This is a genomic window from uncultured Cyclobacterium sp. (assembly GCF_963977555.1).
GTDB lineage: Bacteria > Bacteroidota > Bacteroidia > Cytophagales > Cyclobacteriaceae > Cyclobacterium.
In genome coordinates this window covers 13,744-31,065 of the sequence record NZ_CAXBPD010000005.1, presented here as the reverse complement: position 1 = coordinate 31,065, position 17,322 = coordinate 13,744, and the positions used below count along the sequence as shown (strand labels likewise).

The following is a 17,322-nucleotide window of genomic DNA, read 5'->3' as shown; positions in this document are numbered from 1 at the left end:
TATTATGCTTCTTTAACCCAGTTTATGTCCTTTTTTAACAGTTGCAGGGTTTCTGATTCCTTACTCCCTAATTCAGGTACCTGATTGTAAACCCAGTTTGCCATGGGAGGCATGCTCATCAAAATGCTTTCCGTTCTACCATTTGTGTCCAGCCCAAACTTAGTTCCAGCATCCCAAACCAAATTGAATTCAACATATCGGCCTCTTCTCAGTGCTTGCCACTTGAGTTCTTGTTCTCCATAAGCCAGCTTGTGGTTTTTCTCCATAAAGTGGCAATAGATTTTAGGGAATAAATAGCCTACCCCTTCAACAAAAGAAAGTAAAGCGTCGAAGGACATTTTGTCATTGGCGGTAAGCCTGTCAAAAAAGATTCCTCCAATTCCTCTCGTTTCCTCTCTGTGGGGTATGTAAAAATAATCATCTGCCCACTTTTTAAACTTACCATAAAAGGAAGCATCGAAGTTGTCACAGTGGTCTTTAAGCTGCTTGTGAAAATATTGCGCATCTTTTGGATCTACATAGTGAGGGGTTAGGTCTATACCTCCCCCAAACCAATAAGTGCCATTGCTCATTTCAAAGTACCTGATATTCATGTGAATAATAGGGACCATTGGGTTTTTAGGATGAATTACGATAGAAACGCCGGTAGCGAAAAAATCAGCTTTCTCCAAAGCTAATTTTTTAAGAATTTTTTCCGGAGTAGGGCCGTGAACAGCGGAAAAAGCCACCCCTCCTTTAGCTATAACTTCACCATCGACCAATACCTTAGTGGCTCCACCACCACCTTGACTTCGTTCCCAGTTATCTGTTTCAAATTTGCCTATACCATCGCCTTTTTCTAAAGCCTCACATATGTGTTGCTGTATCTTACGGAACCTTTTCGCTATAATCTCTTTGTTCTCTTTTTCCATGTTAACAGGGTAATTGGGGGTGTTAAAAAGGATAACCTATTCCTATGTTAAATACTTGCTGTCCGCTCTCTCCCAAAGGGTTTTTTAGGGAAAGTTTATCTAGAATAAACCTTTCCTTTTCTGGCCTAGCAGGGTCATAAGCTTTAATGCCCATGTCCAGTCTCAGGACCAAAAATTCGAAATCCATTCTTAAACCTATGCCTGTTCCAACTGCAATTTCCTTATAAAATCGATTGGCATTGAATTCGGCACCTTCTCGTGAAGGGTCCACTGCAAAGGTCCAGGTATTACCGGCATCTACAAAAATTGCACCGTCAAAGTAGCCAAATAATTTTCTCCGGTATTCGAACATCGCTTCAAATAATATCTCTCCAGGTTGCTCAAATCGATAATCGAAGGTTCCATCTTCATTTGTTTCAGGAGTAAAACTTCCTGGGCCGAGCCGTCGGGGCTGCCATGCCCTGATGCTTGTGCTTCCACCTGCGAAGAAGTACTTCTCATAGGGCAATACGCCACCGCTAATACCATAGGGCTTAGCAAGGCCAAGATTTAAGCGGTAAGCAAAGGTGCTTTTATTGCTCAATGGGATGTATTTCCTGAAATCAGATTGAAATTTTAAAAACTGAAAGTAATTTAAATCTTTATCTCCAAAGCGTTTAGGATCTATCCAATTGAACGTAGTCCCACCACTCTCGGCGAATAGTCGCCAAAGTGAGGCCTCTTTTTTCTGGAATAAGCCATACTGATTAAAATTGATGATAACCTGCCCTGAAATGCTACTTACATACGAGGGTAAGAATGAGTTAATCAGGTTATTACCTTGATCTTGAATTTCTTCCAAACGTACCCTAAACAATGAATCTAAAGAGGAACGAATAAGGTTAGCGTCAAGTAGGTTGAATGTAAACTGTTGCTTTAAATTTCTAGTGGCCCAGGTATAGGCCAAAATAGTATTCAAAGCTTCTCTCACATATTCCGGTCGATTGACATAGCTATACCCAAGAAGGGTACGAGTTCTGGGATTGTATCGGCCGAATTTCTCCAAAGTCCCAAAATTGAAGGGAATCAAAAACTGAGGAAATAAGATGGAGGCAGAGGTCGACAATTCACGACTTCTATAAACACCCCCCTCAGTAGTGGCAGAAGCCACCCCTTCTAATCCAGCCCTAAAATTAAATTCAAAAATTTCTAAGCCTTTGAAAATATTTCTATTGCGAAGGGAATGACTGAAGAATGGCCCCGGAAGCTGTTCGGTTACACTTGCACCCAATTGGTTGGTTATCTGAAATTTCTGGTTGGGTCGGGTGAAAATTTTTGTGGTGATACCATTCCCTAAAGTATCAAAAGAGATATTTACAAAACGAAACATATCAAGATTAGCCAGTTGACGCTGCGTTTCTATGACTGCATTCTTATTATAGCGTTCTCCTTTATGTTGAAAAATCCTGGAGCTGATGATTTTTTCTGAATAATTATCCTGATACATCGAAAAGCGAATGTCTTGCCAGGTTGTGATAACTTGATTGTCTCTAATCAGGTCATTTGCAGGTGCAATCGAAAAGGTGATTGAGTCAATCGTATATACTTGGTGATTTTCTCCTGATTTTGGTTTATTAATGACCTGTTCGATTACTACATGTTTTTCAAGGGTGTCTTTGTAAACATTGTATTCTATAAAGGACTTGGCAAAAGTGTAATAACCATTGGCTTTAAGCAAATCCTCTATCCTTTGTCTCTCATTCGTTACATTGGACTGACTGTACCGAGCACCTTTTTTCAGTAGGGAATACTTATGGTGTGTTTTTAATAGTTCATTTAAAACAGTGTCGGAAGTTGTGTTGATTAAACTGTCGATTTTATATTGACTTTTTTCCGCTATATAATAAGTTACTTTCGCCTTGTTTGACTTGCTTTTAACTTCTGTGTCAACAGTTGCATCAAAGAAGCCATTGTTTTGCAGGTAAACATTTATTTGCTGTTTAGAGGAGGCAGTTTTAGCGCTGTCCAAGATCACTTTCGGGTTCCCAGTTCGCATAAACCAATTGCCATATTCAATCTTTTTCTCCAGGTTATTTACCTTGCTGCTTAGCTTATTGTACTTTTTTTGTACTTTTCCTGAGGTGTTTCCCTGACGAATTTTTTCTGCTGTTTCTTGCAGTACCTTTTTCGTTTGGTATTGTTTTTCGGCAAGTTTGCTGCTGTCATAAAATGCATTACCTAAATTGTAAACCATTACCCCTGGCGAAATATTCAATAATGGAATTCGGGTGTTGGGTTTTTGCTGAATAAGGTTTTTGATTGCTTCAGCATTGCTTTTGTCAATGCCCTGAGTATTTACATCTGTTAGCAATAGCTCATTTTCGTGGAGTCCTTTGGTCAAGGAACAACTCCACATTAAATGGATCAAGAAAAGAAAATTTATATATTTGGTCTTCTTCACAACAACACTCATTACTAATGCTAAGCAAAAATACAGTTAAGTTTATTAAATCCTTGCACCAGAAAAAATTCCGTAAGCAAGAACGCGCTTTTTTTGTGGAAGGTGCAAAGAATGTAACGGAATTGTTGCTGTCAAATTTCACTGTAAGTCATTTGCTTTGTACAGAAAAGTACCAGGACGAAAACGCATCCCTGCTTAGCCACTATACAGGTATTAAGATTCTATTGAAGCCTAAAGAACTTGAATCTTTGGGTACTTTTTCTACCAATGATCAAGCACTGGCAGTAGCAGAAATAAAAGAAAATAGCGCAGTAGAATTAGAAAAAGGGGAACTGATACTAGCCTTGGATGACATAAGAGATCCAGGAAACCTAGGGACAATCATTCGAATTGCAGATTGGTATGGGATTAGTAAATTGTTGCTTTCAATCAATACAGCCGACATTTACAATCCTAAAGTGTTGAATGCCAGTATGGGATCTTTTACCAGGATGAATTTTGAATATGTAGATTTAACAAAAAAACTCCAAGGTTTAGGTGTTCCTATCTATGGAGCTTTCTTGGAGGGAATGAATGTGCACCAGCTTAAGGGTACTGCTGAAGGGGTTTTGCTGATGGGGAATGAATCCAATGGTATTTCTACCCAGCTCGAAGGTATCGTAACCCAAAAATTAACCATTCCTGCCTTTGGGAAGGCTGAATCCTTAAATGTGGCCATTGCCACTGCTGTCCTTTGTGACAACCTAAGGCGGATTATGCCCTAAGGGAATCCATTTCTAGGTATGTAGGTACAGCAGACTAAAAAAACACTCGTCTTTAAATATTACAACAGGGAACAAAAATACCCTATATTTATACATGCGACTTTTTTGTCAACAGGGTAAGTAGCAATAAACGTAAACTTTCTTCGGTCAAACGACGATGCCCAAGCCGTGGACTTTAAACCGAAATCAAAATCCATTGATTAAATAAAACCAAATTAGAAGTTATGAACAAGTTAGTTATATTGGTTCTCCTTTTTGCCTTTGTGGCCTGTCAAGAAAAGTCTCAAAAACAAAAAACCAATGAAGAAGGATCTCTTGACGTTCCGATGCAGGAAATGACCTTGAAGGAATATCCTGTGGATTTTGCGAAAGTACTAGAGGCGCATGGCGGCATCGATCAATGGAGAAAGGAAAAGACATTGAGGTATGAAATAGGGGCTCCTGGCGAAGGGGAACAACAAATTATTGACCTGCACCGTCGAATGGACAAAACGATCACTACAGATTATGAGTTGGGGTTTGATGGCGAAAAGGCCTGGTCTCTAAACAAAGAAGGAGAATACAAAGGAAACCCACTCTTTAGGCATAACCTCATGTTTTATTTTTATGCCATGCCATTTGTTCTTGCAGATCCTGGTTTGAATTATGAAGCAACAGAGGACAAAGAAATATTGGGTACAAGTTACAGTGGTATAAAAGTTACTTTTAATTCAGGTGTAGGTGATTCTTCTAGCGATGAATATTACTTGTACTATGATAAGGAAACGTACCAAATGACTTGGCTTGCATATAAAGCCACTTTTGGGTCGGAGAAAAAGCCTGAATGGGCCAATTTTATCAGCTATGATAATTGGGATTTGGTGGATGGTATTCTACTTCCCACCTCAGTGGCTTGGCATACAGTTGAAGAAGGTGTTGTAGGAGAGGAAAGGAACAGGGTTAATTTTAACAATATTAGTCTATCCAAAGAGGCCAAACCAGAAGGTTTTTATTCCGTACCAGCCAATGCTGTTGTTGTGCAAGATGAAAAATAGATAGCAATACTTTCTGAAAATCCAATTGGATTTTCAGCTTTAAACCAGCCTGTAGAGAATTCAGACTGGTTTTTTTTTATGTTTATAGCTCTGATTTGCTATTTATCTCAATTTAGTTATATATAGATTTGTGAAGGTCGAAGCCTTATGAAAGCAGTCCGAACTAACGTAATTTACTCAGAAGGCGATAGCCCATGTTCAAGGTCGGCCTGTGGTTCAGGAGCTAGTTAGGGTCAGGTTTTAATGTGTGCCATTTTATATTAGGTCTAAGTTTAATTTTCATAAAATTCATTTTTCCCACATTGTCAGTAAGGTATTGAGATTGGTCACTGGAGGCCCAAGTGGCTGGGCCATATACCTTGCACTACTTCATGCATCTACAAGAACGATTAAACCTAATTCGGGTTAAATCTATCAAATGTTGGAAACCAATTCAACTACTAAAATATTGATTTTACCTATAGAAAACCGCTGTCTATCGAGTATATCCCTGTCTCTTTACTATTGTATATACATTTGTATCATACGAAAAGAGAAATTTTTAAAACTAAATAGATATGAAAAATAATAGCTTATTTCTGACCCTTGGAATTGTGGCAACATTATTTGCCTGCGATCCAATCAATGAAATCTCTGAAACAGTAATTCAGGAAGACAATCTTGGACTTAATATTCCAGCAAATTTTGATTTTTCCACTACTTCTTCAGTTGATTTTAATCTTTCTGCTGCAAGCAGAGATAAATCACCTATATCAAATGTGGTATATAAAATATACAATGGCAACCCTCAGAAAGACGGGAAATTATTGCAAACTGTCCGTTTAGATGAGCAGGGAAGTGTGGCGATTACATTGGACCTTCCTAGCTATGTAAAACAGGTGTTTGTAACTTCTGACTATATAGGTGTAGAACCAATGGCAATTGTGCCAGTTTCAGGTGGACGGGTTAACTATCATTATGATGCTGCCAATCCTAGTATTTTACCTGAAGAATATTTTTCTACTGATCAAGAGAACATTAATGCAAGAACAGCTTCCATCAATGATGATTTCCTAACGCTTGGATCTTGGAAGAGCAATGGAAAGCCTGAGTATTTGATAGAAGCAGATAAAATTTCTGAGCAGTTATTGAAGAATATCAACTCGAGTCTTCCAGAAAGAATAGATATTAGGTCCTCAAATCCTGAAGCCTTGAATGAGAAGTATAAAAGAGAATTGTTTGTAAGTGAAGATGCTGAAGTTTGGGTTACTTATGTCCATACAGGTGGAAGTTATCGAAATGCCATTGGTTATTATTGGTACAAAGAGGGGGAAGCACCTAAAACTGCAGCTGATATCAAAAACAAGACTATAATTTTCCCAAATGCTCAGGCGGGTGTATTGAGCCCTGGAGACAAAGTTAAATTAACAGGACCCAAAGACGGAGCTTTTGAGAAAGATACTTATATCGGTTGGTTTTTGATCTCAAATGGCTGGCAAAATAGTTTAACCTATGGTAATGGTGTTTTTTATGCAGATAAAGATTTGAATACAGACAATAAGAAGGAGGCAGTAAGGGATCAAATGGTATTTTTGTACGATCCTACAGAGCAAATATTACTAATGGGATGGGAAGATATACGCAGGGATTTTAATGGCTGTGATCATGACTTTAATGATGTGATGTTTTATGCTTCCTGGAATCCAATTACAAGTGTAGATTTATCTGATTACGTTCCTATAGACTCTGATGAGAAGGATAAAGACGGTGATGGCGTAGCAGACAGTCAGGATGAATACCCTGAAGACCCTGAAAGGGCTTTTAATAATTATTCACTCGGAGAAAACACCTTTGGAACCTTGTTATTTGAAGACTTGTGGCCAAGCTTTGGTGACTATGATTTGAATGATTTGGTGCTAGACTACAATATCAATGAAATATCAAATGCGAATAACCGCATCAAAGAGATTGAATTGATTACAGTAGTGCGTGCCACAGGTGCTGGCTACCGAAATGGGTTCGGCATACAGTTAGGAGTGTCTTCTGATCAGGTTTTGAGTGTAGAGGGTACCAGGTTGAAAACTGGAACAATCAAAACTTTATCAAATGGTGTAGAGCAAGGGCAGAGATTGGCCACCGTAATAATTATGGATGATGTAAATGATAAACTACCAATCATGGCCAATGTCAATGCGGGAAATGCGCAACATGAAGCAGATACAATAGTTGTGAAAATAGTATTCAAAGAATCAGTTAGGAAAGCTGACCTGGGTGCTGCTCCTTATAATCCATTTATGATCATCAATCAGGATAGGGGTAGAGAGGTTCACCTTATGGATAAAGAGCCAACAGACCTGATGGACACAGAATGGTTCAATACCGCCGATGATATTAGTGCAATTGGTGAAGGAAAATACTTCACAAGCAATAATGGGTTCAATTGGGCGCTCCATATTCCTCAAAGTATATCTTATACACAGGAAAAAGTCGATTTCACAAAAGCATATACAAGGTTTTCTGAGTGGGCAAAATCTGGGGGAATGTCTTACCTAGATTGGTACTTGGATACTAATGGTCAGGTTAACTCAGATGCCATTTATAAAAAGTAAAACAAATATAAACATTAACAAGAGGCCTTCCCTTTATATGGGAAGGCCTTTTTGCGTTTTTATTGCCTTAGTAAAAAGGATTCTAACCGCCGATAATATCCTAGAAGATCCTTGTGTTTCTACATGTAGCGTTTAAATGAAGTTCTGGACTTGCAGGATGCCGGATTAAAGGGTATGGATGTTAATTGCTGGGAAATGTGTAATTCAGAATTAGATTGGTGTGGAATAGGTTGACTTTATTATATACCCAAGCAGGGCGGAGGTTTTGCTGGTCCAAGGCCGTTTTACTCATCAGGATCAAATGCATGTTGAAGCCTTTAATCCATTTTTTAGGATTGTACCGAACGCCAAGGTTAGCCTGTGCATAACTTGGCATAGCGTACTTGTTTTTTATTGCATCAGCAGGATCAGGTAAAAAATACACACCTAGGTAGCTGTACAATTGTAATGATTTTTCAGGGAAAGCATACTGAAAATAGGTGCTGATCGCATCCACTTGCCCGAGTCCCTCATTTCTTTCTCTCGGTATAAAGGTATAGAAGGGGTCTTTCCCCCATTCTCTTGGACTTAAATAGCGCCCGTTACCTTGCATTTTGCTGTAATTTAAATGCCACAAGCTCTTTTTAGATTTTACCCCGATTCTGCTACTTATTATCCAGTGGAAATCTTCAGGATTTTTGTACCTCAAGGCGACATCTTCATTCCCGCCATTTCCTATGCCATGTTGAACAGTAGCCTGAAGGCCTGTGATTCCTTGAAAGGTCCTGTTAGGAAACTCCCAGTTTTTGTCCCATTGGGCCAAGTAGGTACTGTAAATATTATTTACCAGTGTATGGTTTAAAAGCAGTGAAGAGGCTGATTTAAGGTTTAATTTCACGTCTATAATATTGGCGAAATCCGACCGAGTATTTCCGAAATAGTCGGAACGTTGGCCTGATTCATCGCGTCCAACAGGGTACATACCAATGCTTTCTTCTACACTGAACCAGTTACCCGTAGACCGTGGAGAAATCCCCGTGATAAGGTGGTGGGAAATAGAAACCTGAGGATTGACCTGAAAATTCCAGTAGATCCCTTCAATATAAGTAGGACTCAAACGCCCATCTTGGGCATTGATAAAAGAGGTGTTTATTTCCATTCTCCCAAGACTTGCCTGAAAGTTGTCTCGCAAATAATTCAGGTGGAGGTTTCCTATTTTGCCGAAAACAGTTCTATCCAAATGATTGACATCAAATAAGCCTACCTCATATCGGTTTAGATTTGGTACGCGAGTATCCAGCGCGCTAAAGTCTGAGCCAAGTACCTTGAGAAATCCCAGGTATTCGGCCTTTACTTGAAAATGATAGGGCAACTTCGAAGTAAGAGCAATTCTGGCCATTTGGCCCAAGGCATAGTCATTTTTATAATCCTCCCAATAGGAGGTGCTCATGAAATAGGAGCGAAGCCCTACGCTCACCGAAGGTTTCCAAAGGGTAGTATCTTGTTGCCCATAAACCGGTGCCCACAAGGATATAGCTATCAGTAGCGGAATTAATTTTTTCATGCTGCCCTATTTTTTTACTGCCAGTATGGGTTGGAAAGGGCCGTACTTATGCTGTGTCTCCGGAAAATCATCCGAATAGGGACCGAAAGGGTGGTCCATCGGTTTTTTGCTTATGTCCGGCCAATCTCCCGAAAGATCCTTAGAAGGTCTACTCATGGAATTGACATAGGCTGCCAAATCCCAGGCTTCTTCATCACTTAATAGCGGTTTTTCATAGGTGGCTCCTAAAGGCATATTGGCCTTTACATAGCCAGAGAACTTAGATAAACGAAACAATCCTGCGCCGTCATTATAACTTCCCGACCCCCAAAGAGGAGGGTAGAGGTAGGCTGTTCCTGCAGGATTTTTTAAGCCCTGCCCTTCGTTTCCATGGCAACTGAAGCATTGTAGGTCATAAACGGTTTTGCCCCTAATGGGATCTGCGGAGCGTTCCAGAAATGGTACTTTATACAATCCTACACCCAAAGGTTTTACCCCTTTTGGAACATCCTTGCCAAGCCACTCCATATAGGCAACCATGGCTTTCATTTCTTTGCTATCAGGTTCGAGTCCTTCTCCGTTCAAGCTTCTTTGAAAACAATCATTGATCCTTTTGGGTAGGTCTTCAGTAAGGCCTGACCTGGCCCTTATTCTTGGATAATTGGCTGCAACCCCACTGAAATTATTGCCTAACGCTACCGTTCCGGCAGATAAATGACAATTTTGGCAATTCATCCCATTTGAAATTTGTTGTACCTTTCCTTTAGGGCCAAGGTATTCCGAAGTATGTGCGACCAATTCTCTGCCATAGCGAATTTGTTCCGTGTTGGGTGCTATTTCCACGCTGGCCCAATCTGGCGCCTGCCAGATTCCTTTTTCTTTTATAAGTCGGGAATTTGCTTTAGGAGATTTTACCAGAGCCACCGGTTTTTTCTCCTGAGGAGGGGATGGTATTTCCCATTGGCTTACAACTAGAAGCGCAGCAATAAATGAAATCAAAATAAATAAAAGTAATGACAAGCCATATAGGCTGCGCAGTAATTCAATAATGGGTTTGGAAGATTTTTTCACATTTTAATTTTTAACCTTACACAAATATATTCTTTGTCCCTCCCTTAAAAGGTGATTAATATCACAATAAGGAAATATGGATACCTAGGATAAGGCTTTTAAAATGAGGCCTGAAGGGATGGCATTTAGGTACTTTTTAATTCAATGAATATCAAGCCTTGTTCTGGATTTTAAAAATTTCTTTCTTGTTATTAAAAATTAATCTAAATAAGTATTGCTATCAAAAATCCCTTTTTGTAATATTGTGTTCGATTAGACTAAGTCTAAATAGCGCGAACGTTTTAACGGAGATTAAAACGAATACGAGAAAAAATTAAGGGTTGGTTTATTTATTTACCCTTAGAATAATTCAATAATTAGCATGAGAAAATTATTATTTTTACTAGAAAGACAAATAAGGGTACTTGCCTTTCTATTTATATATAGCACATTTTCTTTTGCTCAATCCTCACAAGCTGCAACGGTTAAGGGTAGAATTCTTGATGCCGGATCCAATCCAATTCCTGGAGTAATCGTGAGGATAAAAGATAGCCCGTTTACTTCAATTTCCGCTTTAGATGGAAGCTATCAAATTTCGGATGTACCAAAAGGTAATTTTGAGCTTTTGCTATCTAGTATGGGCTACGAGAAGTTAAGCAAGAATATAAGTATTGATAGAGTAGAAACTATAATACAACTTGATTTTTCTTTGTCAGCATCTACTACTGACCTTGAAGGGATCGTTGTGGAAGGAAAGTCAGTCAAGACTGAAATAGAGACCGCAGGTTTTGCGGTAGAAGTTGTAGAAACAAAGCAAGCGGCACTTCAATCCATACAAACCAATGACTTACTGAATAGGACTGCTGGAATCCGCGTTAGACAAAATGGCGGATTGGGCTCTCGGGTGGACTATAATCTGAATGGAATGTCCGGTAACTCCGTAAAAATTTTTATTGACGGACTTTCTATCTCTACCTATGGATCCTCTTTTAGTTTAAACAGTATCCCTCCAGCACTAATTGAGCGGATTGAAGTTTACAAAGGGGTAATACCAGCACACTTGGCAGATGACGCCTTGGGCGGTGCCATCAATGTGATCTTGAAAAAGGGAGTGGTTAATAATCTTTCAGCCTCAGTTTCCTATGGCTCTTTTAATACCTTTCAGAGTAATGTGAATGCCGCTTATAGAGATGAGACCACAGGTTTTACTACCAAGGTGTCCGCCTTCTCCAATTCTTCTGACAATGATTATGAGGTATGGGGAAAGTTTGTAAGAAACATACTTCCCAATGGAAGGTATGACTATGTAAGGGCGAAGCGATTCAATGATGCTTACCGTTCGATTGGAGGAAAGGTTGATTTTGGATTTACCAACGTGAAATGGGCCGATCAATTTTTTGTAAGCTATACAGGATCCGACGATTACAATGAAATCCAACATGGCACTTATATGTCAATACCATACAAAGGGCGTTTCGGGACTTCTCAGTCACATGTTTTAGGCTTGACTTATTTGAAAGAAAATTTTGGTATAAAAGGTTTTGATGTCAATTTCAATGGTTCTCTGAGTAAAAGAAATGAGGTTGTTTCAGATACTGTCAAATGGAATTACAATTGGTTTGGCGAAAAAAGTTTGGGACTGAATGGTGATCCGATTTTACGGCCAGGCGGTGCTCAGCAGGATGCACCAACCTTAAACCATATTAATAGAAATATAGCTACTTTTCGTGCAGGGGCTTCTTATGCAATTAACCCAAATCACAAAGTCTTTTTAGGTCAATCTTTTTACGCTATTGATAGAGACCAACAGGACTTTATGAAAAGTGATGTTGAAAGAGAATTTATAGGTACCCGTGATCTTCAGAAGTCAATAACTTCTCTTAGCTATGAACTGGATATTTTGCAGTCCAAATTAAAAGGGAGTGTTTTTGGTAAGTACTATGTTCAAGGTATAGCGAAGATGGATCCCTTGTTGGTAGAAGAAAATGGTAGTACAACTCGAGTGGAAGACCGTTCCAACAGTAGTAGAAACACAAGTGGCTATGGAGCGGCTTTCTCTTACAGGGTTATTAGACCTTTGACCCTACTTGCCTCAGCGGAAAAGGCGGTGAGAATGCCTTCTGAAGGAGAGATTTTTGGAAGTCCTGGTGATAATATTGTTGAAAATCTTGGCATTCGACCTGAGATAAGCAATAACCTAAACATCGGCTTTATACTAGGTGAGTTTGAACATCAGTCTCATGCATTTTCTTTTTCCGGTACAGGCTTTATCAGAGATACCAAAGACAAAATTATCCAACAGATAAACCCAAGGATCAATGATGCTGTCCAGACCAATCCATTTGAAAACTTGGGTAAAACCAAATCCATTGGGTTTGAGGGGCAAGTGAAGTATGCTTACGGAGATGCCCTTAGGCTTATTGCCAACGTCTCTAAATTCAACTCTCAATTCAATACTGAGTTTGACCCTAACGGAAATGTTTTTGCAAATTATGAGCAGCAGATCCCTAACGAGCCTTTCTTTACTATAAATAGTTCATTGGATTACACTTTCAGAGATGTCTTGGAGCCAGGTTCCTTGTTAAGGTTGTCCCATTATTTCGGGTTTGTTGATAGGTTTTACACCACCTGGCTGGAAATAGAAGACTTTAGAACGCCCAGGCAGTACATCAATGACATTGGGGCAACCTACACATTTCCAAATCGGAAATTAGCCGTAAGTCTTGACCTCAAAAATATGTTTGATAAACAAGTATATGACAATTTTGCCGTGCAAAAGCCGGGAAGAGCATTTTATGTCAAGCTCAATTATACAATAGGTAATTTTAAATAAATCATGTTAAATACAATTACATATAGAACAATGTTCAGAAAATTTATTTTAAACAAAAAATTGCTTTCTTTAGGTATGGCTGTGGCATTGATCGCTACTGGAGCCTGTGTTGAAGAGGATGAGCCGATATTAAAAGACGATGAATTGGAAGCGGATCGATGGGTGACATTGGTTGGTGCATTTATGGGGGATGCTCCCGGAGATGGGAATGGTGGTACCAATATATATGCGATAAGCTATGAAGATGCCATTGACCCAGAAATGGAATTTGATGTATTTGATGATGGTGAACCTGTAAAATCAAACCGTACTGCCAGATTGCAGGTTTCTGAAGATGGAGGTACTTTGTTTAACATTGCCTATGGCGGTGAGAATGGTGGTGAATATGCCAAGTTTGATATCCGAGGAGGTAGCAATTATGTTCAGGAAGATGTTACAGTCAATATTTCTCAGTATGCTGGGACTTCTCCAAGATGGAGTAAACTATATGATGGTGATAAGACAGGTATTGCCGTAAACGTAGCAAATATAGCGGCCAATAATGCTACAGATCCTACAGCTGATTATCAGTATTACAGAGGAACAGCTACTGTTTTGGGCCTGGATATGCAAGAGACACTTATTTCGGGTTACAAATCATATGAACTTCCCTTGTCGACTGAAGAAGAACTTGCGGGTCACACAATCTTCAGATTGGATGCCCCTGTTTTAAACCAGGCAGGAGACAAACTACTGATCGGTACTTGGATGAGGAAATACAATCCTTCGACAGGTGAGAGAGAAACGGAATGGGATAGATTGGGTTCCAAAACACTTGTTGTAGATTACCCTTCTTTGGAAAATCCTACTCTTATTACTTCTACTCAAGCCGATGGCGACTGTTCCGGTTATAGAAGTAATGTCAATCAATTGGCTGACGATGGTTATATTTACCAAGCCACTACCAGAGATAGCAATGGCTCTCATATCTTGAGAATTGGATCTAATAACGAATATGATAATACTTATGCGTTGAGTCTTGATGATGCACTTGGATTAACAGATACCTATGTGGACGCATGGAAATACGTTAGCAATGGTATTGGTTATGCACTGATCCGTCATGGTGAGGAAGATCAGGGATATGTCGTTCGCATGGACCTTAACCAGAAAACAGCATCTATAGTACAGGGTTTACCGAATGATCCTGATGTAAGGTTCAACCAATTCCAAGGATTCTTGGTAAGTGGTGACGATCTGCTTTTGCCTATTTCACCTCTTGGGCAGGATGGAAATATCTACGTCCTTCACAGCCAAACCAACGAGGTTTCAATCGGCGCCAAAATAATCAACAAACCAGGAAATCACTTCATCGGTGTATTCTAGATAAAAACCGCACTTTTTCAAATCCCCTGCATTTTCTTTAAGAAAGTGCAGGGGATTTTTTGTTTAAATCAAATTCGAAGACATTTTTAAGTAACTATAGGAATTAAACTTGAGTCCTGATTTTGGAGGAATCGCTGCTTATTTATGCAACATTGCTGACAAAATCTTCATTTGAGCTCGTAATTATTGTTTTGCTCAGATAATTACTATTATAAGGTGTGTATAAATAATATTGCTCTAAAGGGCTACTTTTGGTAAATTTGAAACATACGTAAAAAGCGCCAAATAGTCTTTTACAAAAACCACTTTCAAGAATTTTTCATCAAGCAAAATCAGAAAGTTAAGGATAAAATTATTTGGGCTTTAGGCTTAATTGAAGAGTTGGAAAGGATACCGGAAACGTATCTGAAATTTATCAAAAATACGGATGGACTTTATGAAATTAGAGTTCAAAATGGAGACGATATTTTCAGAATATTTTGTTTTTTTGATACAGGTAAACTTGTTGTATTGATGAATGGATTTCAAAAAAAGATTCAAAAAACGCCAAAGAACGAGATAACTAGGGTACTTAGAATCAAGGCAGCTTATGAAAACGAAAAATAATGATTTAATGACACTTGAAGCGTTTAAGGATGTGCATTATGGTAAAACCGGAACAGAAAAAAGGGACGCGCTTGAAGAAGGGTATAAGTCTTTCAAAATCGGGGCAATGCTTCATCAAGCAAGAATTGATAAAGGAATGACACAACAAGAATTGGCCGATAAAGTCGGGACTACCAAATCCTATATATCTAAGATTGAGAATAATTTAAAAGAGGTGAAAATATCAACGCTCAAGAGAATTATTGAAAATGGATTGGGCGGGACGATAGAGCTATCGGTAAAACTTTAACCAGTACTTTATGAAAAAATGTGCTGGTAGTAGTTGGACCAAACTATTAATTTCTGCGGCTATTTTTTTCAGTGTACATTCCTTGTATTTATAGAAGAATGCCAATGTTAGCGCAAGGATGATTTTTGGAGATACTTTAGAAGCAGTTCATTACAATTGGCCTTTTTAAAATAATTTTTCTATAGTTCAACCATATAGATAGCAAGGTATAATTGCAAATTACACCAAGTCCTAGTGGATCTCCTAGTTGGAGCTAACTCATTTTCTTAACGCCCTACATCCATCCCCAAAAACCACAAGCTTTGAAGGCTGAAAAATGCCTAATATATCATGTTGTCATAATGTTCTTATATTCCAAATCGATATTTCACTGATTGGATTTTGATTCTTAAAACTACCGTTCTTTAAGGAATACGTATTTTATTTTTTATGATGCTACTAAGCCCTGAAGGGGCGAAATATCCCAGCCAAGGGTGTCAGCCCTTGGTGTGAAATGATTATATCTTGATTTTGGCGGCATTGTTGCCTATTTTCGCAACAATGCTAACAAAATCTCCGCCAATGCTTCTGGAATATCCTCATCAACTTAGACAAGTATGAATATTCCAAATTCTTTATTAATGGAGTAACATGGACACCAGAAAATAAGCGGTATAGAATAAGGGTTGGTAAATGCTAGTAGATCCATCTATGTGTACTGAAATTTTACTCAAAGTGTATATTTGGTTATATTTTTACTTGATAGTTTCTCAAATGGCCACGATTTATATTGAAGAGTTGTGTGCTTGATTTTAACAATAGCATTATTCAATTAACCACTCTATAAAATGGATACAAGGCTGAATAAAATTTTCATTGTATTGCTTATGTTTGGGGCCTTTCTTGGGTCCAGGCCCGGATATTCACAGCAAAGGAATGGCCCTCTGGAGGAAGCGCAAGAAGAACAAACAGAAACTGTTGAAATTGATTTTGAAAATCAGAACATTGGATTTATTTCAACCTTTGTCAGGACACCTTTTGTGATTTTTGTATTTTTAGGAACGTTTTGCGGCGCTTTTTTCTCGGTAATTATTGAATTTCTAGTCAATATTTTTCAAGGGTTTGATAATGGTTACCCAAATACCAATTTGATTTGGGAATTGGGCTGGAATAAAATTATAATCAGTTGGTGGTGGCAACCAGGTGTCTGGTGGCATTTGGCCATTGCTATTGTCTTTTGGTTAGGCGTGATCAAAAGATAAGATTTCTAAATGCTTTTAAAAGGTTTCATAATGGCTCTCGGGTATTAATCTTGTCCGGGGTTAAAAAGCCCAAATCAGATATTTACGAACCCCAACCAGCTATTCTCAAACTACCCAAAGGTACTTCCGAAGTACCCCTAACCCCTTTCTAACACCAAATTACTGATAGAGAACTGCTGGGGAGTACCTAAAACTGACAGGCTTGAATGTTTTTTATGGATCCTTGCAGGTAAAACCTTATATTTTCCACCTCCGAACTCATGTTTTCGACCAAAAACTGACAAGGGTAAAGGGCTAAAATAAAGCGTTTTATAAAAATAATCGCTTAAAATATTTGGAACCCGAAAACTTTATGATTACCCGGTGCAATCTCCCATATTTTAGGGCAATAAATTAGAATGTGGCTTTATTGCTTTTAACCGTACCATTGAACAGGGGAGTCGTTTCCTGTTTAAAGATAGAGTTCCGTCGAGCAGTTATATGCAGGTTGATGTGCTTTTTCCTCACGCCGGCTTTTGGGGCGTTCAATAATTGGGTCAAAGACGCATAATATTTCGAAATTATACAACACTTCATCGGGGTATCCGTACTTAGCTGAGCATGAACTTTTCCGCTAGTGTATGTAAGTAATTGTTTACCTTTTATTACATTATCCCACATTATCCACCAAGATTTGCGG

The 17,322-nt window shown here is 38.8% G+C and carries 12 protein-coding genes; 8 read left to right on the top strand and 4 right to left on the bottom strand.

Annotated features, from left to right (window positions below; genetic code table 11):
• Positions 1 to 2: 2 nt before the first annotated feature.
• Positions 3 to 911, bottom strand: a complete 909-nt coding sequence (gene hemF, locus AAC073_RS07385) for an oxygen-dependent coproporphyrinogen oxidase (RefSeq protein ID WP_339923210.1) — start codon at positions 909 to 911, stop codon at positions 3 to 5.
• A 22-nt stretch (positions 912 to 933) separates the two neighbouring features.
• Entirely contained in the window at positions 934 to 3,363 is a 2,430-nt protein-coding gene (locus AAC073_RS07380; RefSeq protein WP_339923209.1) for a BamA/TamA family outer membrane protein, read from the bottom strand.
• A gap of 5 nt (positions 3,364 to 3,368) precedes the next feature.
• Here AAC073_RS07380 and AAC073_RS07375 point away from each other — a divergent pair, with 5 nt between their 5' ends.
• From AAC073_RS07375 to AAC073_RS07365, 3 genes are all read left to right on the top strand, one after another.
• Complete coding sequence (locus tag AAC073_RS07375) at positions 3,369 to 4,115, top strand: RNA methyltransferase (RefSeq protein ID WP_339923208.1); 747 nt, start codon at positions 3,369 to 3,371, stop codon at positions 4,113 to 4,115.
• Between the two features lie 224 nt (positions 4,116 to 4,339).
• Positions 4,340 to 5,149, top strand: coding sequence for a DUF6503 family protein (locus AAC073_RS07370; RefSeq protein WP_339923207.1), 810 nt, complete (start codon positions 4,340 to 4,342; stop codon positions 5,147 to 5,149).
• Between the two features lie 557 nt (positions 5,150 to 5,706).
• Entirely contained in the window at positions 5,707 to 7,737 is a 2,031-nt protein-coding gene (locus AAC073_RS07365) for an LruC domain-containing protein (RefSeq protein ID WP_339923206.1), read from the top strand.
• A gap of 181 nt (positions 7,738 to 7,918) precedes the next feature.
• Here the strand turns inward: AAC073_RS07365 and AAC073_RS07360 are convergent, their stop codons facing one another.
• On the bottom strand, positions 7,919 to 9,280 hold the full coding sequence (locus tag AAC073_RS07360; protein ID WP_339923205.1) for a hypothetical protein: 1,362 nt from the start codon (positions 9,278 to 9,280) through the stop codon (positions 7,919 to 7,921).
• A gap of 6 nt (positions 9,281 to 9,286) precedes the next feature.
• The gene (locus AAC073_RS07355) at positions 9,287 to 10,330 is read right to left on the bottom strand and encodes a c-type cytochrome (protein ID WP_339923204.1); all 1,044 of its coding nucleotides are present in this window, start codon (positions 10,328 to 10,330) and stop codon (positions 9,287 to 9,289) included.
• Between the two features lie 361 nt (positions 10,331 to 10,691).
• Between AAC073_RS07355 and AAC073_RS07350 the strand changes: the two genes are divergently transcribed.
• The 5 genes from AAC073_RS07350 (at position 10,692) to AAC073_RS07330 (ending at position 16,643) form a co-directional block, all read left to right on the top strand.
• On the top strand, positions 10,692 to 13,142 hold the full coding sequence (locus AAC073_RS07350) for a TonB-dependent receptor (protein WP_339923203.1): 2,451 nt from the start codon (positions 10,692 to 10,694) through the stop codon (positions 13,140 to 13,142).
• A gap of 30 nt (positions 13,143 to 13,172) precedes the next feature.
• Positions 13,173 to 14,507 carry a hypothetical protein gene (locus tag AAC073_RS07345; RefSeq protein WP_339923202.1) on the top strand — a complete coding sequence of 445 codons (1,335 nt, stop codon included), beginning with the start codon at positions 13,173 to 13,175 and terminating at the stop codon, positions 14,505 to 14,507.
• Positions 14,508 to 14,774: 267 nt separating this feature from the next.
• Entirely contained in the window at positions 14,775 to 15,113 is a 339-nt protein-coding gene (locus tag AAC073_RS07340) for a type II toxin-antitoxin system RelE/ParE family toxin (protein WP_339923452.1), read from the top strand.
• Positions 15,097 to 15,402, top strand: coding sequence for a helix-turn-helix transcriptional regulator (locus AAC073_RS07335; RefSeq protein WP_339923201.1), 306 nt, complete (start codon positions 15,097 to 15,099; stop codon positions 15,400 to 15,402). Before AAC073_RS07340 ends, AAC073_RS07335 begins: the two co-directional genes overlap by 17 nt.
• Positions 15,403 to 16,229: 827 nt before the next feature.
• Positions 16,230 to 16,643, top strand: a complete 414-nt coding sequence (locus AAC073_RS07330; protein ID WP_339923200.1) for a hypothetical protein — start codon at positions 16,230 to 16,232, stop codon at positions 16,641 to 16,643.
• Positions 16,644 to 17,322: the final 679 nt, after the last annotated feature.

Bases quoted from the DNA above. Each gene is read 5' to 3' on its own strand.
- AAC073_RS07375 (WP_339923208.1), top strand. From the start codon at position 3,369: ATGCTAAGCAAAAATACAGTTAAGTTTATTAAATCCTTGCACCAGAAA.
- AAC073_RS07365 (WP_339923206.1), top strand. From the start codon at position 5,707: ATGAAAAATAATAGCTTATTTCTGACCCTTGGAATTGTGGCAACATTA.
- AAC073_RS07330 (WP_339923200.1), top strand. From the start codon at position 16,230: ATGGATACAAGGCTGAATAAAATTTTCATTGTATTGCTTATGTTTGGG.
- AAC073_RS07360 (WP_339923205.1), bottom strand. From the start codon at position 9,280: ATGAAAAAATTAATTCCGCTACTGATAGCTATATCCTTGTGGGCACCG.
- AAC073_RS07345 (WP_339923202.1), top strand. From the start codon at position 13,173: ATGTTCAGAAAATTTATTTTAAACAAAAAATTGCTTTCTTTAGGTATG.
- AAC073_RS07350 (WP_339923203.1), top strand. From the start codon at position 10,692: ATGAGAAAATTATTATTTTTACTAGAAAGACAAATAAGGGTACTTGCC.
- AAC073_RS07370 (WP_339923207.1), top strand. From the start codon at position 4,340: ATGAACAAGTTAGTTATATTGGTTCTCCTTTTTGCCTTTGTGGCCTGT.
- AAC073_RS07335 (WP_339923201.1), top strand. From the start codon at position 15,097: ATGAAAACGAAAAATAATGATTTAATGACACTTGAAGCGTTTAAGGAT.
- AAC073_RS07380 (WP_339923209.1), bottom strand. From the start codon at position 3,363: ATGAGTGTTGTTGTGAAGAAGACCAAATATATAAATTTTCTTTTCTTG.
- hemF (WP_339923210.1), bottom strand. From the start codon at position 911: ATGGAAAAAGAGAACAAAGAGATTATAGCGAAAAGGTTCCGTAAGATA.